28 protein-coding genes are annotated in these 25949 nt (G+C 69.9%); 20 read left to right on the top strand and 8 right to left on the bottom strand.

The window, feature by feature from the left end; translation table 11 throughout:
- Together A4X17_RS11865 and A4X17_RS11860 are read left to right on the top strand one after the other, a co-directional pair.
- Complete coding sequence (locus A4X17_RS11865; RefSeq protein WP_064295878.1) at positions 1-597, top strand: energy-coupling factor transporter transmembrane protein EcfT; 597 nt, start codon at positions 1-3, stop codon at positions 595-597.
- Positions 594-926: a CHY zinc finger protein gene (locus A4X17_RS11860; RefSeq protein WP_064295877.1), complete on the top strand. Its 333-nt coding sequence runs from the start codon at positions 594-596 to the stop codon at positions 924-926. The genes A4X17_RS11865 and A4X17_RS11860 overlap by 4 nt, the downstream gene beginning before the upstream one ends.
- Here A4X17_RS11860 and nhaA read toward each other — a convergent pair.
- A complete protein-coding gene (gene nhaA, locus A4X17_RS11855; RefSeq protein ID WP_064295876.1) occupies positions 880-2196 on the bottom strand; it encodes a Na+/H+ antiporter NhaA in 1317 nt (438 codons plus the stop codon). The two genes, A4X17_RS11860 and nhaA, sit on opposite strands and share 47 nt — an antisense overlap.
- A 160-nt stretch (positions 2197-2356) precedes the next feature.
- On the opposite strand from nhaA, the gene A4X17_RS11850 reads away from it, so the two are divergent.
- From A4X17_RS11850 to A4X17_RS11840, 3 genes are all read left to right on the top strand, one after another.
- The gene (locus A4X17_RS11850; protein ID WP_064295875.1) at positions 2357-3085 is read left to right on the top strand and encodes a VIT family protein; all 729 of its coding nucleotides are present in this window, start codon (positions 2357-2359) and stop codon (positions 3083-3085) included.
- Between the two features lie 201 nt (positions 3086-3286).
- Entirely contained in the window at positions 3287-3460 is a 174-nt protein-coding gene (locus A4X17_RS11845; RefSeq protein WP_064295874.1) for a CsbD family protein, read from the top strand.
- A gap of 177 nt (positions 3461-3637) precedes the next feature.
- Positions 3638-4909: an HNH endonuclease signature motif containing protein gene (locus A4X17_RS11840; protein ID WP_064295873.1), complete on the top strand. Its 1272-nt coding sequence runs from the start codon at positions 3638-3640 to the stop codon at positions 4907-4909.
- Positions 4910-5024: 115 nt separating this feature from the next.
- Here A4X17_RS11840 and A4X17_RS11835 read toward each other — a convergent pair whose 3' ends face one another.
- A complete protein-coding gene (locus A4X17_RS11835) occupies positions 5025-5678 on the bottom strand; it encodes a hypothetical protein (RefSeq protein WP_064295872.1) in 654 nt (217 codons plus the stop codon).
- Between the two features lie 207 nt (positions 5679-5885).
- On the opposite strand from A4X17_RS11835, the gene A4X17_RS11830 reads away from it, so the two are divergent.
- Both A4X17_RS11830 and A4X17_RS11825 read left to right on the top strand, forming a co-directional pair.
- A complete protein-coding gene (locus tag A4X17_RS11830) occupies positions 5886-7406 on the top strand; it encodes a glycosyltransferase family 39 protein (protein WP_064295871.1) in 1521 nt (506 codons plus the stop codon).
- A gap of 10 nt (positions 7407-7416) precedes the next feature.
- Positions 7417-7908 carry a GtrA family protein gene (locus A4X17_RS11825; protein WP_064295870.1) on the top strand — a complete coding sequence of 164 codons (492 nt, stop codon included), beginning with the start codon at positions 7417-7419 and terminating at the stop codon, positions 7906-7908.
- 10 nt (positions 7909-7918) lie between these two features.
- Here the strand turns inward: A4X17_RS11825 and A4X17_RS19770 are convergent, their stop codons facing one another.
- Positions 7919-8410, bottom strand: a complete 492-nt coding sequence (locus A4X17_RS19770; protein WP_064295869.1) for a MarR family winged helix-turn-helix transcriptional regulator — start codon at positions 8408-8410, stop codon at positions 7919-7921.
- Positions 8411-8532: 122 nt separating this feature from the next.
- Here A4X17_RS19770 and A4X17_RS11815 point away from each other — a divergent pair, with 122 nt between their 5' ends.
- The 11 genes from A4X17_RS11815 (at position 8533) to A4X17_RS11765 (ending at position 18979) form a co-directional block, all read left to right on the top strand.
- Positions 8533-9759, top strand: coding sequence for a TerC family protein (locus A4X17_RS11815; RefSeq protein WP_064295868.1), 1227 nt, complete (start codon positions 8533-8535; stop codon positions 9757-9759).
- A gap of 128 nt (positions 9760-9887) precedes the next feature.
- On the top strand, positions 9888-10481 hold the full coding sequence (locus tag A4X17_RS11810; RefSeq protein ID WP_064295867.1) for a TerD family protein: 594 nt from the start codon (positions 9888-9890) through the stop codon (positions 10479-10481).
- A 58-nt stretch (positions 10482-10539) separates the two neighbouring features.
- Positions 10540-11118, top strand: coding sequence for a TerD family protein (locus tag A4X17_RS11805; protein WP_064295866.1), 579 nt, complete (start codon positions 10540-10542; stop codon positions 11116-11118).
- Positions 11119-11170: 52 nt separating this feature from the next.
- The gene (locus A4X17_RS11800) at positions 11171-12382 is read left to right on the top strand and encodes a toxic anion resistance protein (protein ID WP_064295865.1); all 1212 of its coding nucleotides are present in this window, start codon (positions 11171-11173) and stop codon (positions 12380-12382) included.
- Between the two features lie 54 nt (positions 12383-12436).
- Positions 12437-12952: a hypothetical protein gene (locus A4X17_RS11795; protein ID WP_064295864.1), complete on the top strand. Its 516-nt coding sequence runs from the start codon at positions 12437-12439 to the stop codon at positions 12950-12952.
- Complete coding sequence (locus A4X17_RS11790; RefSeq protein ID WP_064295863.1) at positions 12952-13503, top strand: TerD family protein; 552 nt, start codon at positions 12952-12954, stop codon at positions 13501-13503. The genes A4X17_RS11795 and A4X17_RS11790 overlap by 1 nt, the downstream gene beginning before the upstream one ends.
- Positions 13504-13506: 3 nt before the next feature.
- Positions 13507-14343 (top strand): hypothetical protein, encoded by an 837-nt coding sequence (locus tag A4X17_RS11785; RefSeq protein WP_064295862.1) that lies wholly within the window; start codon positions 13507-13509, stop codon positions 14341-14343.
- A 2-nt stretch (positions 14344-14345) separates the two neighbouring features.
- Positions 14346-15539 carry an HpcH/HpaI aldolase/citrate lyase family protein gene (locus A4X17_RS11780; RefSeq protein ID WP_064295861.1) on the top strand — a complete coding sequence of 398 codons (1194 nt, stop codon included), beginning with the start codon at positions 14346-14348 and terminating at the stop codon, positions 15537-15539.
- Positions 15540-15624: 85 nt separating this feature from the next.
- Positions 15625-17019: a phosphoribosyltransferase domain-containing protein gene (locus A4X17_RS19280; RefSeq protein WP_064295860.1), complete on the top strand. Its 1395-nt coding sequence runs from the start codon at positions 15625-15627 to the stop codon at positions 17017-17019.
- On the top strand, positions 17016-18170 hold the full coding sequence (locus A4X17_RS19275; RefSeq protein WP_231884371.1) for a cysteine protease StiP family protein: 1155 nt from the start codon (positions 17016-17018) through the stop codon (positions 18168-18170). Before A4X17_RS19280 ends, A4X17_RS19275 begins: the two co-directional genes overlap by 4 nt.
- Positions 18167-18979: an HAD family hydrolase gene (locus A4X17_RS11765; protein ID WP_064295858.1), complete on the top strand. Its 813-nt coding sequence runs from the start codon at positions 18167-18169 to the stop codon at positions 18977-18979. Before A4X17_RS19275 ends, A4X17_RS11765 begins: the two co-directional genes overlap by 4 nt.
- Before the next feature lie 12 nt (positions 18980-18991).
- Here A4X17_RS11765 and A4X17_RS11760 read toward each other — a convergent pair whose 3' ends face one another.
- The 3 genes from A4X17_RS11760 to A4X17_RS11750 are packed head-to-tail and all read right to left on the bottom strand — an operon-like array spanning position 18992 to position 21176.
- The gene (locus A4X17_RS11760; RefSeq protein ID WP_064295857.1) at positions 18992-20230 is read right to left on the bottom strand and encodes a molybdopterin molybdotransferase MoeA; all 1239 of its coding nucleotides are present in this window, start codon (positions 20228-20230) and stop codon (positions 18992-18994) included.
- Positions 20227-20499 (bottom strand): DUF6457 domain-containing protein, encoded by a 273-nt coding sequence (locus A4X17_RS11755; RefSeq protein WP_064295856.1) that lies wholly within the window; start codon positions 20497-20499, stop codon positions 20227-20229. Before A4X17_RS11755 ends, A4X17_RS11760 begins: the two co-directional genes overlap by 4 nt.
- Positions 20496-21176, bottom strand: coding sequence for a molybdenum cofactor guanylyltransferase (locus tag A4X17_RS11750; protein ID WP_064295855.1), 681 nt, complete (start codon positions 21174-21176; stop codon positions 20496-20498). Before A4X17_RS11750 ends, A4X17_RS11755 begins: the two co-directional genes overlap by 4 nt.
- 93 nt (positions 21177-21269) lie before the next feature.
- On the opposite strand from A4X17_RS11750, the gene fdhD reads away from it, so the two are divergent.
- Both fdhD and A4X17_RS11740 read left to right on the top strand, forming a co-directional pair.
- Complete coding sequence (gene fdhD, locus A4X17_RS11745; RefSeq protein WP_064295854.1) at positions 21270-22148, top strand: formate dehydrogenase accessory sulfurtransferase FdhD; 879 nt, start codon at positions 21270-21272, stop codon at positions 22146-22148.
- A complete protein-coding gene (locus A4X17_RS11740; RefSeq protein ID WP_064295853.1) occupies positions 22145-24436 on the top strand; it encodes an FdhF/YdeP family oxidoreductase in 2292 nt (763 codons plus the stop codon). Before fdhD ends, A4X17_RS11740 begins: the two co-directional genes overlap by 4 nt.
- Before the next feature lie 40 nt (positions 24437-24476).
- Here A4X17_RS11740 and A4X17_RS11735 read toward each other — a convergent pair whose 3' ends face one another.
- The gene (locus tag A4X17_RS11735) at positions 24477-24737 is read right to left on the bottom strand and encodes a hypothetical protein (protein ID WP_064295852.1); all 261 of its coding nucleotides are present in this window, start codon (positions 24735-24737) and stop codon (positions 24477-24479) included.
- A 90-nt stretch (positions 24738-24827) separates the two neighbouring features.
- Positions 24828-25772 (bottom strand): alpha/beta fold hydrolase, encoded by a 945-nt coding sequence (locus A4X17_RS11730; protein WP_064295851.1) that lies wholly within the window; start codon positions 25770-25772, stop codon positions 24828-24830.
- Positions 25773-25949: the final 177 nt, after the last annotated feature.

Below are 25949 nucleotides of genomic sequence, written 5' to 3'. Positions count from 1 at the left end.
GTGATCACCCTCTACCGCCCCGGCTCCGGCTGGCTCCATCGCGCGCCGGCCGGCCCGAAGGCGCTCGGCATCCTCGTCGTGGTGCTCGCGATCTCGCTCCTACCGACGAGCTGGTGGACCGCGGGCATCGCCACCACCGTGACCGTCATCGCCTACCTCGTCTCGGGTCTCGGCCTCGGCGAGCTCGGACGGCAGCTCCTGCTCATCCGCTGGATCATCACGATCACGGTGGCCGGCCAACTGCTGTTCCTCGACGTCGAGTCCGCCGTGTCGAACACGTCCCGCATCGTCGCCGCCATCCTGCTCGCGGCGCTCCTCGTGCTGAGCACGCGCGTCGCCGACCTGCTCGACGCCTTCGACCGCGTCCTCCAGCCCCTGGGTCGCTTCGGTGTCGACCCCTCGCGCATCGCCCTGATGCTCGCCGTCGCGATCAACACGGTGCCGGTCCTCGCCCGCCTGGCCACGAGCGTCCGGGAGGCGCAGCGTGCGCGCGGGGCGGGGTCGAACCTGGTGACCTTCGTCGTGCCGTTCCTCGTGGTGTCGCTGAAGCACGCCGACGAACTCGGTGAGGCCCTCACCGCCCGGGGCGTCCGATGAGCGGCGGCGGCGACACCGTGCACGTCCTCGGGAAGACGGTCGACGACGAGACGCGCTGCGTCCACTACGCGACCACGCTCGACGTCATCGCGATCCGCTTCGCCTGCTGCGGCGAGTACTACCCGTGCCACCTGTGCCACGCGGAGTGCGCCGACCACCCGGCCGAGCAGTGGCCGCGCGAGCAGCGCGACCGCGAGGCGATCCTGTGCGGCGTGTGCTCGGCGGAGTTGACGATCGAGCGCTACCTGGAGGTCGACGCCTGCCCGAACTGCGACGCCCGGTTCAATCCGGGCTGCCGCCTGCACTCGGCGTACTATTTCCAGCCGTGACCGCACGCCGGTAGACGCGGTTGCGGGCGGCGAGGATCGCGGCACCGATGGCGGCGGCGATGAGCGAGCCGGCGAGCACACCGACCTTGACGTGGTCGTCGGACTCGCTGCCGACACCGAAGGACAGTTCACCGACGAGCAGCGACACCGTGAATCCGATGCCCGCGACGAACGCCATGCCGACGAGGTCGACCCAACGGATCGACGGGTCGAGGCCGAGGCCGGGCAGTCGGGTGACGAAGAACGTCGTCACCAGGATGCCGATCGGCTTGCCGAGGACGAGTCCGGCGATGATCCCGAGTGCGATGGTGTCCTGGAAGGACTCGACGAGCCCGGAGATCCCGCCGATGACCACGCCCGCGGAGAAGAAGGCGAAGATCGGGACGGCGACCGCCGTGGACACGACGCTCCAACGATCGGCGAAGTGCGCGGCGAGCCCGTCGTAGACCGGGCGCCCCTCGGCGGTGGTCCCCACCTGGACGCGGGCGCGCTTCGTCGCGAAGACGGGCACCATGAAGCCGAGCAGCACGCCAGCGACGGTCGCGTGGATACCGGAGGCGTGGATGAGCGCCCAGGTGCACAGGCCGAGCGGGATGAGGACCCACCAGGCGCGGACGCCGCGCTGGACGAGTACGGCGAAGATGGCGAGCGGCACCGCGGCGAGCGCCAGCGGCAGGAACTCGATGTGGTCGGTGTAGAAGATCGCGATGATGCTGATGGCGATGAGGTCGTCCACCACGGCGAGCGTGAGCAGGAAGGTCCGCAGTGCCGGCGGTAGGAACTTGCCGACCACCGCGATCACGGCGACGGCGAACGCGATGTCCGTGGCGGCCGGGATCGCCCAGCCCTGCAGCGCGTCGGGCCCTGCGCTCAGGTTCACGAGGACGTAGATGACGGCGGGCACGACCACACCGCCGACGGCTGCGGCGATGGGGAGCGCCGCGGTCTTGGGGTTCCGGAGCTTTCCGGCGACGAACTCCTCCTTGAGTTCCAGGCCCACGACGAAGAAGAAGATCGCGAGGAGGCCGTCAGCCGCCCAGGCGCCGACGGAGAGGTTCAGATGGAGCGCCTCCGGACCGAAGGTGAAGTCGCGGACGCTCAGGTAGAAGTCGGAGGCACCGGTGTTGGCGAGCACGAGCGCGAGCGCGGTTGCGACGACGAGGAGGGCACCACCGACGGTGTCCTGTTGGAGCGTCTGGTGGATGCCACGCCAGATCGAGTGCGGGGCCTGGTCGGCCGGCAGGTCGTGTGAGCGGTGAGCGTCGGGCATACGGATCCTTCGGGGGAGGGTTCGGTCGAGCAGCAGAGCGATCCCGATCGATCGCCCGCCGACCAGACTTCCCGGCGCACCAGCCTCCAGTCTAGGCGACCGGGCACGCGATCGGGCGGGAACCGTGCGCGGGCGGCCCGCGGAGTGCTTGGATGCATCCATGAGCTCCTCACCACCGACCGGCGGCCACCCGGACGAACCGCACCGCGGTGACCTCGCTGGCCGCTTGAACTGGCTGCGTGCGGGTGTGCTCGGCGCGAACGACGGCATCGTCTCCGTCGCGTCCCTCGTCGTCGGTGTCGCCGGTGCCACGACCGACAGCGCCCCGCTCCTCGCCGCGGGTGTCGCCGGGCTCGTCGGTGGTGCGATCTCCATGGCGCTCGGCGAGTACGTGTCGGTGAGCAGCCAGCGGGACAGTCAGCGCGCCCTCATCGCGAAGGAGCGGCGGGAGCTCTCCGACGACCCCGAGGCGGAGCTCGCGGAACTCGCCGGGATCTACGAGGCGAAGGGGCTCCAGCCGACGACCGCGAGGCGGGTCGCCGAGGAGCTGACCGCACACGACCCGCTCACGGCGCACCTCGAGGCCGAACTCGGCATCACCGAGGACGCCGTCGTGAGCCCGTGGGCGGCCGCCGGCGCATCGGCGCTCGCCTTCACGATCGGGGCACTGCTCCCCCTGCTCGCGATCCTGCTGCCGCCGCCCGAAGTGCGCGTCCCGATCACCTTCATCGTCGTGCTCATCGCGCTGGCGCTCACCGGGTTCACGAGCGCGAGGATCGGCGGCAACCCCGCGCTCCGCCCGACCATCCGGGTCGTGATCGGTGGAGCGCTCGCCCTCGCCGTCACCTTCGCGATCGGCACCCTGCTCGGCACGAGCGGCGTGGTCTGATGGCCAGGGTCCTGGTCGTCGACGACGATCCGACGACGGGCGCACTGGCACAGCGCGGTCCGGGGAGTTCTCTGGGAGTCTGCTGGAGCCCCGCCCGAGCCTGGGGCTCCCGGGTGTAGAAGTGAAGGGCGTCCACCCGGTCGCCCTGTCGGATTCGATCAGTGCGGATCGACAGCCCGAAGAACATGTGAGGAGCACCATATGAGCGCAGGAGACAAGATCAAGAACGCCGCCGAAGACCTCGCGGGCAAGGCCAAAGAGGCCGTCGGCAAGGCGACAGACAACGACAAGCTCATCGCGGAGGGCAAGGCCGACCAGGCCAAGTCCGACGTGAAGCAGGCCGGTGAGAACGTGAAGGACGCGTTCAAGAACTGACCTCCCGATCACACGGACGCCGGTGACCCGCTCGGGTCACCGGCGTTCGTCTGTCCTCCCCCGGTCCCTGACTCCCCTCCCCGGTCCCTGAGCCCGTCGAAGGGCACACGAGGAGACTTCGCACAACCGGGACGACTCACCATCTGGAATTTCAATGGTCCGTGGTGGACTTGTTCCGTGACCGAGACCACCGCCTCCGCAGTTCGAGCTGGCGACGAGTACGCCGCGCAGCTCGCGGAGTTCTCGGATGAATACGCAGAGATCCAGCGACTGCGGGCGGCTCTCGATGCACGCGAGGCCCGCCTCCTAGCCCGCTCCGCCGCCTACGCCGACGCCTTCGCCGACTCGGTCGTTCCGGCCGTCTTCCCGGCGGCCGAGCGTCAGGCGCTCTCGCGCCGATCGACCTGCGCGGCCCTCGCCATGGCGACGCGCCGGCCGGAGCAGACGGTGCAGCGGGCGACGAACGACGCGGAGCGCCTCGTCAACGATGCGCCGTCCGTGCTTGCTTCCCTCGAGGCCGGTCGCATCTCGGCCAGGCACGCGCAGACGATCATCGACCAGCTCAGCGACGTCCCGACCACCGGGCGGACGGTGTTCCTCGCGGAGGTCCTGCCGGTCGCGGAAGAGTCCACCAACGCGAACCTCCGCAGGCGCGCCCGCGTGCTCCGCGAGCGCCTCCACCCAGAGTCCATCACCGCCCGAGCCCGGCGGTCCGAGGCCGACCGCCGCGTGGAGTTCGAGCCCGCCGCCGACGGGATGGCGTGGGTGCACCTCTTCACGACGGCGCCGATCGCGCAGGGCATCGTCGAGCGCGTCGAGGCGGCCGCGGCGGCGTCGCGCGCTGCGGGCGACACCCGCACCTGCGCACAACTGCAAGCGGACGCCCTCGCGGCGCTCGCGCTCACCGGCGTCACACCGGACGACGTCATGTCGAGCCCGGTGCTCCCGCACCCGATCGAAGTGCAGGAGCACATCACGCCCACGGTGCAGATCACGGTCCCGGCGCTCAGCATGGCCGGCGTTTCCGATGCCCCGGCTACCCTCGACGGCTACGGTCCCATCGACCCCGAGACCGCGGCGCGTATCGCGGTGAACGCGCCGAGCTTCACCCGGATCCTCGTCCAGCCCGAGACCGGCGCGGTCTTGTCGGTCGGGCGGAATCAGTACCGCGTTCCGGCCGACCTGCAACGCGCGGTGCGGCTTCGGGACGGCACCTGTCGGGCACCGGGCTGTGGGAGGCGCGCCAGAGCGTGCGATCTCGATCATTCGGTCGCGTGGGAAGACGGCGGCACCACAGACGTCGGGAATCTCGCCTGCCTGTGTCGACATCACCACCGCATGAAGCACCTGCCCGGGTGGAACCTCGACCACGGGCCAGGTGGTGTGCTCGACTGGACGACACCCGACGGGAAACACCACCGAACGGAACCGGACCCCGCGCCGTTCTGACCCCGCCGACGAAGGGGTTCTCGTGGGCACTTCGACAGGCTCAGTGACCGGGAGACGTGACCCCAGAACGACGCGGTCCCTGAGCCTGTCGCAGGCACTCAGGCCCGCAGGACAGCTAGTCCTTGATGAGCAGGATCGGGTCGCCGTCGAAGGAGTCGTAGGGGTTCGGGTCGGTGAAACCGCCGTCGTACATGAGGCCGGCCGGAGCCTTGCCACCGGCGGGAGCCGCCGCGACGTAGCACTGCGTGATCGGCTCGCCGCCATCGAACTCCTCGGTGAACGACTCGGATCCGCACTCGTCCCACCCGATGAGCGTGGCCTCCTGGACCTTCTCACCATCGGCGTCGACGGGTGCGAAGGAGGTCGCGTCGCTGTTGAACGCCACCGGGTCGCCCGACACCTTGGTCATCTCGAGGCGGATAAGTGTGATGTCGTAGCCGTCGAGTTCTCCGCCGTCGAACTGCGTCTTGAGGAACGCGACCTGGTCGGCGGTCGCGGGGGTGACCTCGGTCAGCTTCGCGCTGATGAGCGCGGTGACGCCGTCGGTGCCCTGCGACTCGTAGACGATCGGCTCATCGATCCCGACCTGCGCTCCAGGCTCGGTGACCTCACCATCGGCCGATCCGGTCGAGGTCGGCTTCGACGTCGCGGACGACGAAGCCTTCTCCGTCGGCTTCGCGTCGGGGGCCGACGGCGTGGAGCATCCCGCCAGCACGAGCATGGCTGCGACAGGGAGCGTGATCAGGGCGGTGACTCGGGAGAGCTGCATCGGGGTTCCTTTCGGCGGCGGACCCCTGCAGTCTGTCCCGCGCGCCGACGCCGCGCGATGGGGACAACTCCCCACCGGGACGGCCCGCCCCCGGCCGTCAATTTCCGGCAGGATCCCCCGCGCCCTCTCAGGAACCTCTCTGCTCGCGTTCATCCGAGCGGCGGACGATGAGACGACGCGCCAGGTTGTCGCGTCCGAGGGGAACCCATGACTGCGACGATCACCGTCCCGACCGCGCCCTCGCGCCGTCGGTGGGACGCCCTCCACACCCTCCTCGGCGGCCGCGCCATGCCCTGGGTCGTCGGCCTGTTCGCCACCCTCGTCTCGCTCATCGGCATCGGGACGCCGTCGTACTGGGGTGACGAGGCGGCGAGCGTCCTCGCCGCCGAACGTCCGCTCCCCGTCATGTTCGGGATGATCGGCCACATCGACGCCGTCCACGGCCTGTACTACGCGTTCCTGCACGTCTGGACCGGAGCCTTCGGTACCGCCGAGGCCGTCACGCGGTTCCCGAGTGCTGTCGGGGTCGGTCTGGCCGCGGCCGGCACGGTCGTGCTCGCGAGGACGCTCTTCACCCCGGCGATCGGCATCACGGCTGGCCTCGTGTTCGCCGTGATCCCCCAGGTCACGAGGATGGGCGCCGAAACACGTTCCTACGCGCTGGGCATGGCTGCGGTCGTGTGGCTGACGGTGTGGTTCGTGTCGCTCGTGCGTCGCCGGTCCACATCACGCCGCAGCTGGGCCCTCTTCGCCGTCGCGAGCGCCGCCTCGATGTACCTGTTCCTGTACCTCGCGATGCTCCTCCTCGTGCACGCCACCTGGATGGTGCTCCAGCGCCCCGGGCGGCGGGTGATGCGAGCCTGGGGCTGGTCCCTCGTCGGTGCACTGGTCCTCGGCGCTCCGATCGTGATCGCGGGCATCGCGCAGCGCGAGCAGATCGCGTTCCTGGGCAGACGGGACTACGCGACGCCGGAATCGGTGCTCGTCGGCCAGTGGTTCCAAACGCCGGCCTTCGCCGTGCTCGCGTGGCTGCTGATCGTGCTCGCTCCTATCGGAGTCCTCGTGGTCCGCCGATCCTCCCGACAGCGTCGCGCACTGGCGATGATCGCCGTCTGGGCCCTCGCACCGACGGCGCTGCTCATCATCGGCAACACCCTCGTGACGCCGATGTACAACCTGCGCTACGTCACCTTCTGCGTCCCGGCCGTCGCGATCATGATGGCGCTCGGACTCCGGACGATCGTCGACGTCCTGCCGAAGCGGGTCGACCGCACGGTGGCGACCGCGGCCGGTGTTGCGATCGTGCTGGCGCTCGCGACCCCGGTCCTCGTGGAACAGCGTGGCCCGTTCGCGAAGGACGACGGCAGCGACCTCCGGCAGACCGCGGAGGTCGTCCAGGCCCACGCCTCGCCGGGCGACGCGGTCGTCTTCGACCAGTCCGTGAAGCCCTCGCGCAAGTCGCGGCTCGCGATCGACCTCTACCCGCAGGCCTTCGCCGGCCTCGACGATGTGGCGCTCGAGACGAGCTACCGCGACCGCCCCGAGCTCTGGGACCTTGCCGCGCCGCTGGCAGACATCCACGACCGGCTCATCGGCCACGACACCGTCTGGGTCGTCGAAGGGTCGAGCACCTCCCCGGACGTAGCGGATCTGGAGGCCCTCGGCTACCGCGTCGAGCAGCGCATCCCCGTCAACCGCAGCATCGTCTTCGAGCTGGTCAGGTCGTGATGCAGTGGTGATGCGGCCCCTCCCGAACCCGCGCGCGCTGCTCCGGCGCCCGATCGTCCGCGAGGTCGCCGCCTTCGGCCTCGTCGGCGGCGTCGGCTTCCTCGTCGACGTCGGGGTCTTCAACCTCCTCGCGTACACCGTGTTCCTCCACACCGGCACCTCCGGGCTGCTCGTGGCGAAGGGTGTCTCCACGACGCTCGCCATCGTGGCCAACTGGGTGGGCAACCGGCTCCTCACCTTCCGCGCCCATCGGCGCTCGGACGTCGCCCGCGAAGCGCTCGAGTTCGGCATCGTGAGCCTCGCGGGAGGCGCGATCGCCCTGGGCTGCCTCTGGGTCTCCCACGACGCACTGCACCTGACGACACCGTTGGCGGACAACGTGTCGGCGAACATCGTCGGCCTGGCCCTCGGCTCCGCGTTCCGCTTCGTGCTGTATCGCTTCTGGGTGTACGGGCCACGGGCGGAGCGGACCGGGTCGATCCCGGTGCGCGTGGACCCGTGAGGTCGTCCGGTCAGCGACTCGCGTTGTGCCGGGAGACCGCGTCGCTGACCCAGGAGAACTCGTCGACGAACCGCGAGAGGAGTCGGGCGAGCTCCACGCGATCGTGTTCGCTCCACTTGCCGACGAGCGTGTTGTAGACCTGCTGGGCCGCCTGCCGGTGCCGCTCGAGAGCCGTGCGTCCCTCCTCCGTGGCGCTGACGAGCACCGCTCGGCGGTCGCTCGGATCCGTCTCCCGGACGACGAGACCACCCTCCTCGAGGCGACGGACCTCGGCCGTCGCGGTCGACTTGTCCACGTCCATCCAGCCCGCGACCGTCGACATGCGGATCGGGCCGGCGGTGATCACGTACTCGAGGAGCCACGCGTCCGTGCCGGTCAGGGCTGCGCCTTCGGCGTCGTGCAGGGAACGGCGGTTGTCGGCCCGGGTGGACCATCGGAGCACGGACGCGAGCGACGCCTGGATGACGGCGCCGGCGTCGGCTGGGTCGACCTCATCGCTCATAGCTGAATTCTTCCTGAATACCGGCGTTCGGGTGTTGGTTCGACCATACCAACTATATAGTGGGACGGCACCAACTAAACGTCACCCGTCCCCCACCTCGAGCGCTGCGGAGAATACAGCCCATGGAAATCCCCGGATACGTCTGGCTGCTGACGATCGTCGGCATCCTGGCCCTCCTCGCCTTCGACTTCATCTTCCACGTACGCAAGGCCCACGAGCCGACGCTGCCGGAAGCCGCGAAGTGGTCGGCCCTCTACGTCGGTTTCGCCCTCATCTTCGGTGTCGGCGTCCTCATCTTCGGCGGCGGGACGCTCGGGTCCGAGTACTTCGCCGGCTACATCACGGAGAAGGCCCTGTCGGTCGACAACCTCTTCGTCTTCCTCATCATCATGTCGAGCTTCCGCGTGCCGCGTGCCGACCAGCAGAAGGTGCTGCTCTTCGGCATCGTCTTCGCGCTCATCGCCCGCACCGGGTTCATCTTCCTCGGCGCCGCCGCGGTCAACGCGTGGTCCTGGCTGTTCTACATCTTCGGCGCGTTCCTCATCTTCACCGCCGTCAAGCTGCTCCGTCCGGAGGAGGAGAACGAGGACGAGGCGAACAACTTCGTCATCCGACTCGCCAAGCGCCTCTTCAAGACGACCGACCGCTACGACGGCGACAAGCTCGTCACCATCGAGAACGGCAAGAAGGTCCTCACCCCGATGCTGCTCGTCATGGTCGCCATCGGCGGCACCGACCTGCTCTTCGCGCTCGACTCGATCCCCGCGATCTTCGGCCTCACGCAGAACGCGTACATCGTCTTCACGGCGACCGCGTTCTCGCTCCTCGGCCTCCGTCAGCTCTACTTCCTCATCGACGGCCTGCTCGACCGCCTCATCTTCCTCAGCTACGGCCTGGCGGCGATCCTCGGTTTCATCGGTGTGAAGCTCGTCCTGCACGCGCTGCACGAGAACACCCTGCCGTTCATCAACGGCGGTGAGCACGTCCCGGTCTTCGAGATCGAGACGGGCCTCTCGCTCGCGGTCATCGTCGGCATCCTCCTCGTGACGGTCCTGCTGTCGCTCCTCAGCCCGGCGGGCCGTGCCCACACGATCATCAGCGACGCCCGCAGCCAGGCCAAGAAGATCGTGCTCCACGCGGACTCCCCCGAGGACATCCCGGTCGGCCACCACGTGGACGAGGTCGAGCTCGAGACGAGCTACACCCGCATGGTCGAGCGCCAGAAGTCCTTCGCCAACCTGAAGCCCAAGCACCAGGCGAAGGCGGCCGACGACGAGGAGCTCCAGCGGCTGCTCGCCCGAGCCCACGAGCTGCAGGCCAAGGGCTCCGACTCACGCGGCCTGCTCTGAACGGACCGGGAATCCGGGCGCTCGCCCGGCTGAACCGATAACGTGGACGTGCGCTCCCGGCTTCGGCCGGGGCGCACGTCCCACACCTCACCACCAGCTACACGATGAAGCATCAAGGAGACGGAACCATGGGTCTGAGTCTGGAAAAGGGCCAGTCGCTCTCACTGACGAAGCAGGACGGTGGCTCGCTCACGCGGATCCGTCTCGGCCTCGGCTGGGACGGCGTCGCACCGGTGAAGCGCGGCTTCTTCGGTCGTGCAGCCTCCGCGCCCGACATCGACCTGGACGCCTCGGCGATCTTCTTCGATGCCACCGGCAAGGTCCTCGACACCATCTGGTTCCAGCAGCTCGCGAGCAAGGACGGCTCGGCCACCCACACCGGCGACAACCTCACCGGTGCGGGCGACGGTGACGACGAGACCATCCTGGTCGACCTCTCGAAGGTGGCGCCGTCGGTCCAGCAGATCGTGTTCGTGATCAGCAGCTACAGCCGGCAGACCTTCGACACGGTGCAGAACGCCTTCAGTCGCATCATCGACGACTCGACCCCCGGCTCGCCCGAGGTCGCCCGCTACCAGCTCACCGACTCTGGCCCGCACACGGCGATGATCATGTCGAAGGTCTCGCGCGAGGGCAACGGTTGGACCTTCAAGGCGATCGGCGAGCGCGCCAACGGGCGCTCCGTCATGGATCTGCTCGGTCCGGCCGCCCAGGCTCTCTGAGCACCACCCGCAGTAGTCCCCCGCGCGTCAGCGCAGTTCCGAAGGAGAAGCGATCACCATGGCAGGACTCACCCTCGAAAAGGGCAACAACCTCTCGCTCACCAAGACCAGCCCCGGCCTGACGGTCGCGACGGTCGGCCTCGGGTGGGACCCGCGCACCACGAGCGGTGAGGCCTTCGACCTCGACGCCTCGGCGCTGCTGATCGGCGCGAACGGCAAGGTGCGCTCCTCCGCCGACTTCATCTTCTACAACCAGCCCGCCTCGGCGGACGGTTCGGTCAAGCACCTCGGTGACAACCGCACCGGCGACGGCGAGGGCGACGACGAGCAGATCTCGGTCGACCTGAACGCGGTCGGCGCCGACGTCGAGCGCGTGGTCATCGCCGTGTCGATCGACAAGGCCGACGAGCGTCGCCAGAACTTCGGCCAGGTCCGCGGCGCGTACTGCCGCATCGTCGACCAGGACGGCACCGAGATCGTCCGCTTCGACCTCAGCGAGGACGCCGCTCCCGAGACCGCCATGCTGTTCTCGGAGCTCTACCGCAACGGATCCGAGTGGAAGTTCAAGGCCGTCGGCCAGGGCTACACCACCGGTCTCGCCGGCATCGCCGGCGACTTCGGCGTCCCGCTCGGCTGAGCACCGACGCCTCCACCACGAGCAAGCCACACACGAGAGCAAGGTCGACCGCATGAGCACGCCACTCACTCCGCCAGACGCCAACGAACAGGCCGCAGCCTCCCTCGTGCTGCACGCTCCGGACGCACCGGACGTCGTGCAGGCCGAAGAGGCGCCGGGCATGGTCCCGGTCCCGGCGGAGCGCCAGACGGAGATCCAGCAGCAGGCACGCTCGTTCGTGTCCGAGGTCGCGACGCTCGACCCGCGCTCCCCCGAGTTCACGCAGAAGATCGAGGGCATCTCCCAGATCGGCGGCAAGGAGATGGTGCAGTCGAGCGGATACTCCTCGCGCATGCTCGACCGCTCGTCGACCTCGGTCGCCGGGGCGAAGCGTTCGGGTGACAGCGCGCAGATCAAGGTCGCGACCACACTCGGCGACCTCCGCAGCACCGTCGAGGACCTCACGCCCAACCAGGCGGACCTCGGCGTCGGCCGCAAGATCCTCGGGTTCATCCCAGGCGGCAACAAGCTCGCCAAGTACTTCCAGAAGTACGAGTCCGCGCAGACCCAGCTCGACAAGATCATCAAGTCGCTCATGGCCGGACAGGACGAACTCCTGAAGGACAACGCCTCGCTCGCGGGAGAGAAGGTCCAGCTCTGGGAGACCATGCAGGCGCTCAGTGAGTACGCCGTCTTCGCCAAGGCGCTCGACGCCGCGTGCGTCGCCAAGATCGACGAAGCCCGGTCCGCCGGACGCATCGAAGAGGCGCAGAAGCTCGAGGCCGACGTCCTCTTCCCCGTACGTCAGCGCCACCAGGACATCCTCACGCAGCTCGCCGTCTCGGTGCAGGGCTACCTGGCGATGGACCTCATCCGCAAGAACAACCTCGAGCTCATCAAGGGCGTCGACCGCGCTCGCACCACGACGATCGCCGCTCTTCGGACCGCCGTCGTCGTCGCGCAGGCCCTCGCGAACCAGAAGATGGTGCTCGACCAGATCGACGCGATCAACACCACGACGAACAACATGATCCTGCAGACCAGCGAGATGCTGAAGGACCAGACGACGCGCATCCACCAGCAGGCGTCCACCTCGGGCGTCAGCGTCGAGACCCTGCAGCGCGCGTTCGACAACGTCTTCCAGACCATGGACGCGATCGACACCTTCCGTGCCGAAGCCGCCAAGAACATGGAGGGCACCGTCAACGCGCTCGAGACGGGCCTCGAGAAGGCGAAGCCGTACCTCGAGCGCAGCCGTCAGGCCGAGCAGCGCGAACTGCGGTAGCCTCACGCTCGGGTGACCGGGCGCACGGGTCGCTGAGGACGAAGGGGACGAGGGATGGCATTCGGACGACTGCTGAACGCACTGCGGACCGGCGGGGCCGAGCCGCTCGGCGTCGTCGACGCCACGCCGGCGCCCGTCGGTGAGACGGAGGACGAGCAGACCGCTCGCCACCTCGACGAACTCCGCGACTCGGTGCGCTCCGTGGGGCGCGACCTCCCCACGCTGATCACCTCGCAGCTCCGACAGATCGACGACCAGTTGCGCCTCGTCGTCGCGACGATCGCCGACCAGGGTGCGTCGACTGAGCAGCGCGTGCTCCTCGCCGCGATGGTGACGGACTACCTCCCGAGCCCGCTGCGTTCCTTCCTCGCGCTGCCGGCCGCGGACCGCACCGACGACTCCCGCAGCACGATCGTCTTCGCCCGTCAGCTGGAGCTCATCGAGGAGACCATCCGCGACCTCCTCAACCAGATCCGCATCGGCGCGATCGCCGAACTCTCGACGCACGGCCGGTTCCTCTCCGACAAGTTCCAGGAGCCCGACGCCGGTCTCGTGCTGGGTGCGCACTGATGGCGTCACTGATCGCGGGCGCGAACGCCGCGCTCACCGCAGAGAACCCCGGTCTCGACGCGGTGCTCATCGGGTTCGGCTGGGACGTCATCGCGAGCCGTGGGCCGCAGAGCGAACCCGTGCCGCTGGCGATCATGTGCGGCGACGACGGCAAGGCGCTGTCCGACGACCACCTCGTGTTCTTCAACCAGGTCGAGAGCCAGGACGGCGCGGTCACCTTCTCGTCCGAGGCCGACGATGAGGAGATCGACGTCGAGCTGTCGCGCGTGCCGGACGCCGTGTCGAAGATCGCCTTCCTGCTCTACATCGACCCCGACGTCCGCGGCCCCGGCGACTTCTCGCCCGTGCGCTCGGCGTTCGTCCGCGTCGCCACACCCGACGGTCGGGAGCTCGTGCGCTTCGACGTGCCGATCGCCGAGGTCCGCAGCAGCCAGGCGCTGCTCCTGGCGGAGCTGTACCGGCACCGCTCGGACTGGAAGTTCCGCGCCCTCGGACAGGGGTACGCCGGCGGTCTCGCGGGCGTGGCACGCGACTTCAGAATCGACCTCTGAGCCGTGCCGCTCAACACCTCCCCGGTGCGACGGGACATCGACTACCTCCGTCGTCGGGTGAAGCCGAGGCCCGCGCCGGTCACGCAGGCGGAGCCCGTGGCGAGCACCACGGCGGCGCCTCCTCCTGCAGCGCCGGCCGCATCGGCAGCACCGTCGACCGGACTCACGCTCGGTGGGCCGTCGACGCCCGCCGCCGCGACTCCTGCAGCGACGGCATCGGCAGCGTCTGCACCGTCGACGGGACTCTCGCTCGGCGGATCCTCGTCGACCGCTCCCGCTGCGCCGTCGGCACGCCCGGCCACCACGCCCGCCGCAGCTCCGATGACCCCACAGCCCTTCTCCGCCCCGACGGCCGAGGAGGTCCGCGTCCTCGGTGACGAGACCCCGCTGGTCCGGCTCGACCCGCGTCAGTCCGCGATCGGCAGCCTCATCGTCGGCGGAGCGACGGCGATCGTGTGGGAGACCGTCGAGCTCGTCACGGGTGTCGCGACGGCCGACGGTGTCGACGGCACGCCCGTGACGACGCCCGGCAACCGGCCGCTGCTCGGCTTCGACGGCGGCGACGCGATCCTCGCGCTCAGGCACGTGCACCTCATCCGGCGTGCGTTGTTCGTCGGCACAGCCGGTCACCCACTGACGGTGCAGCTCTTCGACGGCGAAAGCTTCGCCGCCGCTGACGACACCGGCGCACCGCCGGTCGTCTCGCTGCTGCGCATCGGGTCGAGACTCGAACTCCGCCTCGAACCCCTTCCCGCCGAGATCCCCCTCCAGACGCTCTTGCAGCAGTTCGGCTTCGAGCCGACGCCGTACGTCGTCGCCCGCGAACCCCGGAGACGATGACCATGCGGCACTTCAGTTACGTCGACGACAAGCGCGCGTCGCGGTTGTTCCACAAGCTCCCGAGCCCCATCAGCATCGACTCCCCACCGGAACACGTGGCGGCGGCACTCGGCGCCACCCTCTACAGCCCGGGCACGCGCCCGACGCTCGCGAAGGACGTCGTGAAGCAGGCGAAGCACGGCTGCCTGAGCATGGTGCTGTGCCTCGAGGACTCGGTCCCCGACGACGCGGTCGAGTTCGCCGAGACGAACGTCGCGGAGGCCATGCAGCAGCTCGCCGCCAAGAGCTCAGGGTCCAAGCGCCCGGTGCTGCCGCTGCTCTTCATCCGCGTCCGCACGCCCGAGCAGCTCGAGCGGGTCGCCGGGCTCCTCGGTCCGGGACTCGACCTCCTGAGCGGCTTCGTCATCCCCAAGTACGAGAACAGCGACGGGGTGGCGGACCGCTTCTTCGAAGCACTCGGTCGCGTGCAGCGCAACTACGGGCAGGACGGGTCGAACGGCGCGCGTCGGCTCCGGGTCATGCCGATCCTCGAGTCGCCGCGGATGATCCACCGCGAGACCCGCGACGACACCCTCTCCGGGATCGTCGACGTCACCAAAGCACACCGCGAGGACGTCCTGGCGGTCCGGATCGGCGCCACCGACCTCTCGAGCGCCTTCTCGCTCCGGCGCTCCCGCGACCTCACCGTGTACGACGTGAAACTCGTCTCCTCGGTCATCGCCGACGTCGTCAACGTCTTCGGTCGACCGGGCGACGACTTCGTCATCACCGGCACGGTCTGGGAGCACTTCCACAACGCGGAGCGGCTCATGCGCCCGCAGCTGCGCATGACGCCGTTCCAGGACGCGAACGAGGCGCAGCTGCGTCAGAAGCTCCTCCTCAAAGGACTCGACGGCCTCATCCGCGAGATCGCGCTCGACCAGGCGAACGGTTTGCTCGGCAAGACGGTCATCCACCCGAGCCATGTGCCGGTCGTCCACGCGATGTCGGTCGTGAGTCACGAGGAGTACGTCGACGCCCTCTCGGTCGTCGGCGACGTGGGCGGCGGCGCCAACGCCTCCCCGTACCGGAACAAGATGAACGAGATGAAGCCGCATCAGGCGTGGGCGCGCAAGACCCTGCTCCGCGCGGAGGCCTTCGGGGTGGCCGCGGAGGAGACGACCTTCGTCGACCTCCTCGAGACGAGCATGCGGTGACGGTTCGGACGGGCCGCTACTGGGCCACGGCAGAGAACACGACCTTCGTCGACCTCCTCGAGACGAGCATGCGGTGACAGTATCGATGGGCGCATGGACAGGCGGTTTCGTGCGCGACGCCGTCGGCATCGGCCTGCGCTCGGACGCGTCCCGGAGCCTGATCCCGGTGGAGGACCTCGTCGGTCTGGCACTCCGCGACAACCCCAAACGCGCGCAGCTGCTCGTGTCGACGGTCCTCGCCAAACACGTGCCGACCGTGCCCGGCCTAGCGCTCGCCGCCGGCGAACTGCTCGGACTGCTGGTGCGCAGCGCGCTCGACGGCAGCGAACCCGAGACCGCTCCGTTCGACACGGTGGCGCACCTCCTGGCCCGTCGGGAACGGCCGGATGCCGACGGTCTCTCCGCCCTCACCGCCGTCTGTGAGCACCTCGCCCAGCTCCGCGATGCAGCCCCAGCGGCCGGCCCGGAGCTCGTCACCGTCGGCTACGCCGAGACGGCGACCGGGCTCGGCCACATCGTCGCCGACGCGCTCGGCTCGCCCTACCTCCACTCCACGAGGCACGAGGCGGACGTGCCCTTCACGCCGTTCGAGGAAGAACACTCGCACGCGAGCGACCATCGCCTGTATCCGAGCGACCCCGCGTGGGCCACGGCCGGCGGGACCACGGTGCTCGTCGACGACGAGTTGAGCACCGGCCGCACCGTCCGCAACACGATCACCGCGCTGCACGCCACCACGCCGCAGGCGCACTGGGTGGTCGCGGGACTCATCGACCTCCGTTCGGATGCGGACCGACAGCGCTTCGAGGAACTCGCCGACCGCCTGGGGACACGGATCACCGTCGTGGCGCTCGGCGTGGGTGCCGTCGACCTTCCGGAGGACGTCCTCGCCCGCGCGCGAGCGGTCATCGACGCCGCACCCGCCACGTCGGCCGCCGGATCGGCCGCAGCCGGCGACGTCGTCGTCGTGGACGCCTCCGACCTGCCGCCCGTGCGGAGCGCGCGCTTCGGTGCGCCTGGACGCCTGGACGACGCGGTGACCGCCGCGATCACCGACCGGGTCCTTCCGGAGCTGCCGGACGGCGAGGTCGTGGTGCTCGGCTCCGAGGAGTTCATCGCGGTACCGCTGGCCGTCGCCGCCCACCTCGACCGCACGCGCGGAGCGACGCGCTTCTCCACCACCACGCGGTCCCCCATCGCCGTCATCGACCGTGACGACTACGCCATCGCGAGCGCGGTGTCCTTCACCAGCCACGACCGCACGATCGACGGCTTCGGACCCCGCTTCGCCTACAACCTCTCCCGCGGTGGTTCACGGTTCGCGGCGGTGGTCCTGTTCCCGGAGCCGGGCGCCGACCGCGAGCTCCTGCTCCGGCCCGACGGCGTCGTCGAGGCATTGCGGACCGTCACCGACCACGTCATCGTCGTCCTCCTCTCCGAATCCGTCCCGACCCCAGCCGAATGGAACCCCGCACCGTGACCATCGACGCCGCCGCCCTCCCCGAGCCGCTCACCGGACCGGACTTCGGGTCCTACGACGCCTCGGAGGTGCGCTGGCTCCTGACCGACCTCGGCGACACCCGCCTCGAGGCCGACGCCTCCGAACGCGAGGCCGCGATCCAGAGCGGGCGCGCGCATTACGCCGAGTCGCTGCCCATCGAGTACCTGCCCTCCCCCGAGTACGAGGAGCTCTATCGCGACGCCCTCGCGCGGTCGAGCCGGCGCCTCGCGGTGGCCGTCGGCGTCGTCACCGACCTCGTCCTGGCCTCCCGTGCGGACCGCCCCGTGTTGGTCTCCCTCGCCCGCGCCGGAACGCCCATCGGGATCCTCATGCGTCGCTGGGCGATGGAGGTCCGTGGGATCGATGTGCCGCACTACACGATGAGCATCGTGCGCGGGGTCGGCGTCGACGGGACCGCGCTGCGCTACCTCGCGGCGCATCACGACCCGGAGCAGATCGCGTTCGTCGACGGCTGGACCGGCAAGGGCGCCATCGCGCGCGAGCTGACGGCGGCGCTGGAACTCTTCGCCGAGACCGACGGCATCCGCTTCTCCGACGAGCTGGCTGTCCTCGCCGACCCCGGCCACTGCGTGCCCGTGTACGGCACCCGCGACGACTACCTCATCCCCTCGGCGTGCCTCAACTCCACCGTCTCCGGCCTCGTGTCCCGCACGGTGTACAACCGCGAGCTGCTCTCCGACGACCAGTTCCACGGTGCCAAGTTCTACCGCGAGCTGAGCAGTCACGATGTCTCCGGCGCCTTCCTCGACGCGGTCTCGGGCCGCTTCGCCGAGGTGGTCGACGACGTCGCCGCGGGTGTGGAGGAGGCCTCGACGGCCGACCGTGAACCGAGCTGGATCGGCTGGGAGGCCGTCGAACGGATCCGGGAACAGTACGACATCCCGACCGTGAACCTCGTGAAGCCGGGTGTCGGCGAGACCACCCGCGTCCTGCTCCGCCGAGTTCCGTGGAAGGTGCTCGTGTCGCCGGACGCCCTCGACGACGTCGCGCACGTGCTCCTGCTCGCCGAGCAGCGCGGTGTGCCGGTCGAGGTCGTACCCGGGTTGCCCTACAGCTGTGTCGGCCTCATCAACCCGTTGAGCGACGCCGCGGCGGGAGACGCCCAGTGAGCGCCCTCGTCGCCTGCGACCTGGATCGCACCCTCATCTACTCGCCGAAGGCGTTCTGGCTCGAGACGCCGGACCCCGAGGCGCCGTCGATCATCGTCTCGGAGCTCTGGAACGGCGTGCCGATCTCGTTCATGACGCGCGACTCGGAGCGCCTGCTGATCGAGCTGCGCTCGCAGGCCGTGTTCATGCCGGTCACGACGCGGACGGTGGCGCAGTATCAGCGGGTGCAGCTGCCGGGCGGCGCGCCCGCCTACGCGATCACGAGCAACGGCGGCGAGATCCTCGTCGACGGCGTCCCGGACGCCGATTGGCGCGACCGGGTGCGAGCGCACCTCACCGACCACACCGCTCCGCTCGCCGAGGCGCTCGCGCGCTTCGAAGAGCTGGCTTCGCCGACCTGGATCCTCAAGACGAACGTCGCCGACGCGCTGTTCTTCTACTCGATCGTCGAGCGCGACGCGATCCCGGCGGGCTGGCTCGAGCAGGTCGAGCAGGAGTGCGAACGGCTCGGGTGGACCGTGTCCCTGCAGGGACGGAAGCTCTACTGCGTGCCGCGGACGCTCACGAAGCACGATGCGGTCAGTGAGGTCGCCCGCCGCCTCGACGGACCACTCGTCCTCGCGGCCGGTGACTCGCTCCTCGACCAGTCGATGCTGGAGACCGCCGACCTCGCGTTCCGGCCGGCGCACGGCGAGCTCGACGACGAGGGCTTCACGATCGACACGCTGACGGTCACCGAGCGGCGCGGCATCCTCGCCGGCGAGGAACTGCTGCAGCTGATGACGGCTGCGGCCGTCCGGGGCCGCTGACCCGAGGCCCGATCACCAGGGCAGGTCGAGACTCGGTACCAGGCCGCCCGCGGCCGCGCCGGAGCCCGGGCACACGAGCACGCCATCGGCGTCGGCGAGCCCGCGGAGCATGGCTGCTCCCTGCCATGGCGTCGGCTCCGCATGCGGCGTCGCCGAATCGGGATCGTGCACCGAGCGGTAGGGGCGCAGCACCGTCCCTGAGCGGGCCCCGTCGACGGGCGAGGCGAGCACCGCCGGTCGCAGGGCCGGGAGCTCGAGTCCCTGGAGGCCGGCGAGCACCGGGTGCACGAGCGTGAGGACGCTGAGCAGGGCGGCGAGCGGGTTGCCGGGCAGGCCGACGAACAGGCGACCGTCCGGCAGCCGCGCGAGCAGCGCAGGGCCACCCGGGCGGACGTCGACGCCGTCCACGAGGAACTCGGCACCCGCGTCGCGGAGCAACGCTCGGACGTGATCGGCTCGGGAGTCGCCGGTACCACCCGTGGTCACGACGAGGTCCCGCTGGTGGCGGGCGGAAGCGGTGACCGCACTCGTCAGCCCGAGGGCGTCGGCCGTGGTGGGCGCGTCATCGCCGACACGGACGCTGGATGTGACGACGCCTCCGAGCGAGGCGATTACTCCCGGGAGCGATGGGCCGAAACTGTCGCGGACGAACCCCGGGCCGGGAACACCGCTCGTGACGACCTCGTCACCCGTGAGGACCAGGCGGACCCGCGGTGTCGGCACGACGGGCACGCGGTCGAAGCCGGCGCCGGCGGCGACAGCGAGGTGGACGGGACCGAGACGTGTGCCGGCGTCGAGGACGGTCGACCCCGCGGGTGACTCGGTTCCGGCGGGTCGGATGTGCCGCCCCGGCCGCGGTTCCCCGCTCGGGGCGGACGGTGCGGGGTGGAGGCGCGCTGATCCCGAGCCATGCCCGATCACGCCGTGCTCCAGTTGGAGGACCGCATCGGCGCCCGACGGGATCAGCCCACCGGTCAGGACGTCGACCGCGACACCGTCGCTGAGTCCGACCGACCGCGCGCGCTCGGCGTCCTCACCGGTCAGCAGGGTCCACGGGCCGCTCCCGGCCACCACCCAGCCGTCCATCGCCGAGGAAGCATAGTGCGGGATCGCGATGGGCGAGACGAGCGGCGCCGCGAGCATGTGTCCGAGGGCCTCGGCGAGCGTCAGGGTGTCGACGACGTCGGACCGATGCGCCGCACCCGTCGCATGCGCGATGCTGCGAGCGTCCCACCAGGAGGCCCTCGTCATGCGGTCGTGTCCGAGGCGACCAGCCGTTCGACGGCCGCGGTCGCAGCCTCGGCGGCGGCGACCGGATCCGCACCGCTCGCGAGCGCCTTCCCGACCGCGATACCGACGAGGTAGGTGGTGAGCGGGGCGGCGGGACGCCGCACGGCGTGCGCGGCCGTGCCCGCGAGTCCGAGGACCGCGTCGATGTCGACCGCGACGTCGCCGAGCTCCAGCTCGGCGGACACTCGTTCGGTCCAGTCCGCGAGGACGGCATGCAGGTCATCGGTCATGGGAGACGCTCCTCAGGGTCGGCGGTCGGCGTGGTGGACATGTTCGGCGCCGGCGACTCGGCGGCGGCACCGACCCCGAGTTCGGCGGCGTCGGCCCAGGTGTCGACGTCGGCCGAGCCGCCGTCGGGAACGGACACCTGGCGGAGGACGAGTCCGGCGAGCAGCTGGCGGACGGAGACACCCGCGAGGTCACCGCCGGGTTGTGACGTCCGCAGTGCGGCGACCCGGCGTTCCAGGGCCTCCCGGTGGTAGACGGCGAGCAGCGACTGCTCACGACCGGAGTCGTCGACCGCGACCCAGCCGTCGGCATCGGTCCCGGCCGCGGCGGCTGTGGCTGCTTCGAGCACCACGGTGAGCGCCGGCGCGGCATCCGGCATGTCGCAGGCGAGGACGGCGACCTGTGTGGGATCCTCGGGCGCGACGCCATCACGCAGGGCGTCCAGGCCCGCGGCGATGGCCGCAGCGGGGCCGCCGAAGGCGGGGTGCTCGCGGACGAAGCGGACCGGAGCGGTCGTCTCGAGCTCGGGGCCGACCACGACGACGCGGCCGCCGGCCGCCCGCGAAGCATCGATCGCGAGCTGGAGGAGCGTCCGCCCGTCGCGGAGCAGCGACGCCTTCGCGACGCCGCCGAGGCGGGAGGACCGCCCTCCCGCGAGGATGATCGCGTCGACGGACATGGCACCAGCCTAAGCCGCGATCCAGCCCCCGAGGCGGCTGCGGATCCGGTGAGGCACCTTGCCCTCGCCCGATGGTGGTGATAGCCATGAGCCATGACTCGCATCACGGCGCGCAGACGCGTCACCCGCATCACGGTGGGACAGCCCGCACGCACCCGCGAGGACGTCCTCGCCGTCGAGGAGCCGCTCGAGATCCGCGTCGGTGGTCGTTCGCTCGCCATCACGATGCGGACGCCCGGCCACGACGTCGACCTCGCGATCGGCTTCCTCGTCTCTGAGGGCGTCATCGGTCGGGGTGACGACGTCCGGACCGCGCGGTACTGCGCCGGCGCGACGGACGAAGGCGTCAACACGTACAACGTGCTCGACGTCGCCCTCTCGCCCGGCGTTCCCGCCCCGGATCCGAGCCTGGAACGGAACTTCTTCACCACCAGCTCCTGCGGCCTCTGCGGCAAAGCGAGCATCGACGCCGTCCGGACGAGTTCGCGGTATTCGGTCGCGGACGACGACTTCCGCCTCGACCCGGCGCTCCTCGTGACCTTCCCCGACCGCCTCCGGGCACAGCAGGCGGTCTTCGAGCGCACCGGCGGTCTGCACGCGGCCGGCCTGTTCGACGCCCGGACCGGCGAGATGCTCGTCCTGCGCGAGGACGTCGGCCGACACAACGCCGTCGACAAGGTCGTCGGATGGGCGGCGAAGGAGGGGTTGCTCCCGCTCCGCTCCATGGTCCTGATGGTGTCGGGGCGCGCGAGTTTCGAGCTCACGCAGAAGGCATCGATGGCCGGCATCCCGATGCTCGCCGCCGTCTCCGCGCCGTCGTCGCTCGCCGCCGAACTGGCCACCGAACTCGGGATGACGCTCGTCGGCTTCCTCCGCGGCGACTCGATGGTCGTCTACAGCGGAGCGCACCGCCTCGCCGCCCCGGACGCAGGCTCGGCACCAGCAGCACTTCAGACCGGAGCGAACGCATGAGCGCCGAACCGCCCGTCGAGGACGTCACGGACGCCGACATCGAGGTCAGCCAACCGAAGCACGTCGCCGTCGGCCTGCCCGGCATCCTGCACTCGATGGAGCCCGCCCTCCGGCAACTCGGGCCGAAGCGGACCGCGGAGCTGTTCACCTCGATCAACCAGCGCGGCGGCTTCGACTGCATGAGCTGCGCCTGGCCCGACCCGGACGACCGCAAGAAGCTCGAGTTCTGCGAGAACGGCGCGAAGGCCGTCATCTGGGAGGCGACGCCGGTCGTCATCCCGAGCGCCTTCTGGGCCGAACACTCGCTCACCGATCTCGCCGACAAATCGGAGTACTGGCTCGGCATGCAGGGGCGACTGTCGGAGCCCGTCTACAAGCCGGCCGGTTCGGACCACTACCGGCCGGTGAGTTGGGACGAGGCGTTCGCCATCGTCGGCGAGCAGCTGCGCGGTCAGGAGTCCCCCGACGAAGCCGTGTTCTACACGAGCGGCCGAGCGTCGAACGAGGCGGCGTTCGTCTACCAGCTCTTCGTTCGCGCCTTCGGGACCAACAACCTCCCCGACTGTTCGAACATGTGCCACGAGTCCACCGGCACGGCGCTCGGCGAGGTCATCGGCGTCGGGAAGTCGACCATCCGGTACGACGACTTCGAGCAGGCCGACCTCATCATCGTCATGGGCCAGAACCCGGGCACGAACCATCCCCGCATGCTCACGGCGCTCGAGGACGCGAAGCAGGCGGGCGCGACGATCGTCTCGGTGAACCCGCTGCCAGAGGCGGCGCTCGAGCGGTACAAGAACCCGCAGACGGTCCGCGGCATGGTCGGGCGCGGCACGGTCATCTCCGACCAGTTCCTGCAGATCCGGCTCGGCGGCGACATGGCGCTGCTGCAGGCGGTCTCGAAGCGGGTCCTGGAGGCCGAGGCGGCGGCCCCGGGGACGATCCTCGACCACGCGTTCCTCGCCGAGCACTGCCTCGGACTCGAGGAGCTGACGGCCCACCTGGCCGACCTCGACGAGGCTGCGGTGCTCGAGGCGACCGGCCTCACGAGCGAGCAGATCGACGAACTCGCCGAGCGCTACATCGCGTCGAACGCGACGATCGTCACCTGGGCGATGGGTCTGACCCAGCACAAGGCGGCGGTCAACGGGATCAAGGAGATCATCAACCTGCTCCTCCTCCGCGGGAACATCGGCAAGCCCGGCGCCGGTGCCTCGCCGATCCGCGGGCACAGCAACGTGCAGGGAGACCGGACGATGGGTATCTGGGAGCAGATGCCCGAGTCCTTCCTCGCCGCCATGGAGCGTGAGTTCGCGGTCCCGATGCCGCGCGAGCACGGGGTCGACGCGGTGAACGCGATCCGAGCGATGCAGCGGGGCGAGGTCCGCACCTGGATCTCGCTCGGCGGCAACTTCGTCGCGGCGATCTCCGACACCGCCGCCGCCGAGGCCGCGATCCGTGGAACGCAGCTGTCCGTGCAGATCTCCACGAAGCTCAACCGCTCGCACGCGGTCACGGGCGAGGCGGCGATCATCCTGCCGACCCTCGGGCGCACCGAGATCGACCTGCAGGCGAGCGGGCCGCAGATGGTCAGCGTGGAGGACTCGGTGTGCGCTGTCCATGCCTCGCACGGCCGCATCCCGCCGGCAGCGCCCGGTCTGCTCTCCGAGGTCGCGATCATCACGCGCCTCGCGCGAGCGACGCTCGGCGAGGACTCGGGCATCGCCTGGCAGGCGTTCGAGGACGACTACGACACGATCCGCGATCACATCGGACGGGTCGTGCCGGGCTGCGAGGGGTACAACGAGCAGATCCGCCGCGAGGACGGCTTCGTCCTGCCGAACGGACCGCGGGACTCCCGCACGTTCACGAACCCCGAGGGTCGCGCCCTGCTGACGGTCAACGAGCTCGAACCGATCCACTGCCCGCCCGGTCGGCTGCTCCTGCAGACCCTGCGCTCACACGACCAGTTCAACACGACGATCTACAGCCTGAACGATCGGTACCGCGGCATCAAGAAGGGCCGGAACGTCGTCTTCGTCAACCCGGACGACCTCCGCGACCTCGGCTTGGAGGACGGGCAGACGGTGGACGTCTTCAGTGAGTGGGCCGGGCAGCCGGATCGGGAGCTCCGCGGCTTCCGCGTCGTCTCCTACCCGACCGCTCGTGGATGCGCCGCGGCGTACTTCCCCGAGGCGAACGTCCTCGTCCCGCTCGACTCGACGGCCGACCGCAGCAACACCCCGGTCTCGAAGGCGATCGTGGTGCGGTTGCAGCCGGCCGCCTGACAACCGGAGCGACGTCGGCCCGGGCGACGGTCTGAGCCGTTCATTCGTACGCTCGGAGGAGCTGCCAGCGTCCGCGCGCGGCATCGAGTCGGATGTCGAAGACGAAGGACCGACCGTCTGCGGCGGTCGCCTGGAACCGCCAGGCGGGGGTCGCCGCGGGCGGATGGGTGACGAACGAGACGTTCGGCTCGAGCGGGGTCGGGGTGTCGGTGACGAGGTACCGGGCTCCATCCCAGAACAGTCGCTCCGGCACGCCTGCCGGCGTCGTCCAGACCGCGATCTCGGTGCTCGTGATCAACATGCGTGGCCTCCCGTCGTTCGAACATACGTTCGATAGAGAGTGAGCCTAACCCGACATCCGACGACACGCCAGCCCGGATCTGCCGGGGATTCAGTCTCCCGGCGTGTCGGCGAGGAACCGCTCGATGTCCTCGCCCATCACCGTCGCCTCGGTGTGGTGCAGGTAGTGACCGCCGTCGAGTCGGACGAGCTCACCCCGCTCGACTCCGGCGAGCTGCTCCTCGTGGAGGGGCACCCAGTCGGCGAGTTCCGGGTCGTCGCCGACGACGAACATGAGGATCGGCAGGTCGGCCGGGAACGCTTGGGATCGGGCCGCCTGGAAGTTGCCGGGCGTGTGGGCGATCTCGTCGAGCAGCGTCGGCGACATCGCATTGCGGTTCGTCAGGATCGCGAGTTGGCGCTTCGTGGCGGCGTCGTACGGGAGGCCCTCGTACGGGTCGGGCGCGATGGCGGTGAGCAGGCGGAGGATGCCGAGTGCCTGCAGCGTCTCGACCCCGTCCGTCGGCGTCGGCTCGTCGCTTCCGGGCTGGGTCGGGATACTCGTGTCGATCCCGATGAACGCCGTCACCTCGGCGCGGAACCGCTCCAGATACTCGAGGGCGTAGACACCGGCGATCGAGTGTCCGGCGAGGACGTACCGGTCGATGCCGAGGGCTTGCAGAGCGGCGTGCACCTCGCCGGCGATGTTGGCCGAGGTCCGGGGCACGTCCGTCTGATCGCTGAGGCCGTAGCCGAACGGCTCGACGACCACCATCCGGTACTGGTCGCGGAGCTGGTCGACGAGCGGCTCGAAGTCGAGGCCGGGTGCCGCGGTGCCCTGCCCGGGCAGCAGGACGATCGTCTCGGCGCCGGATCCACTGATGACGACGTTCATGTCCTTGCCGTCGACGTCGACCGTCTGCCCATAGGGCTGCAGTTCGCCCGCTTCCGACGAACTCGCGACGGCGTTCACGATGCTCGTCGTCGCGAGGCCCGCCGCGACGAGACCGGCGATCGTGGCGATCGAGATCAGTGGAACCTTCAGGAGCTTGCGCATCGTCACCCATCGTGTGGAGTCTGCGGCGGGCGGTCGCACCGCGCCGATTCCATACTCACGGGGCGAGCGCATCACCACATCCGCCGCTGGGCGAAGACGTGCCAGGTGTGGCTACGCAGTTGTACGCAAGCAGAACCCGACTCCGAATGCGACCGACGACGGAGCCGGCTGGAAGCG

This window comes from Plantibacter sp. H53, from assembly GCF_001650455.1.
Taxonomy (GTDB): Bacteria; Actinomycetota; Actinomycetes; order Actinomycetales; family Microbacteriaceae; genus Plantibacter; species Plantibacter flavus_A.
The sequence above is the reverse complement of the archived record's forward strand: the minus strand, read 5'-3'. Positions and strand labels throughout refer to the sequence as shown.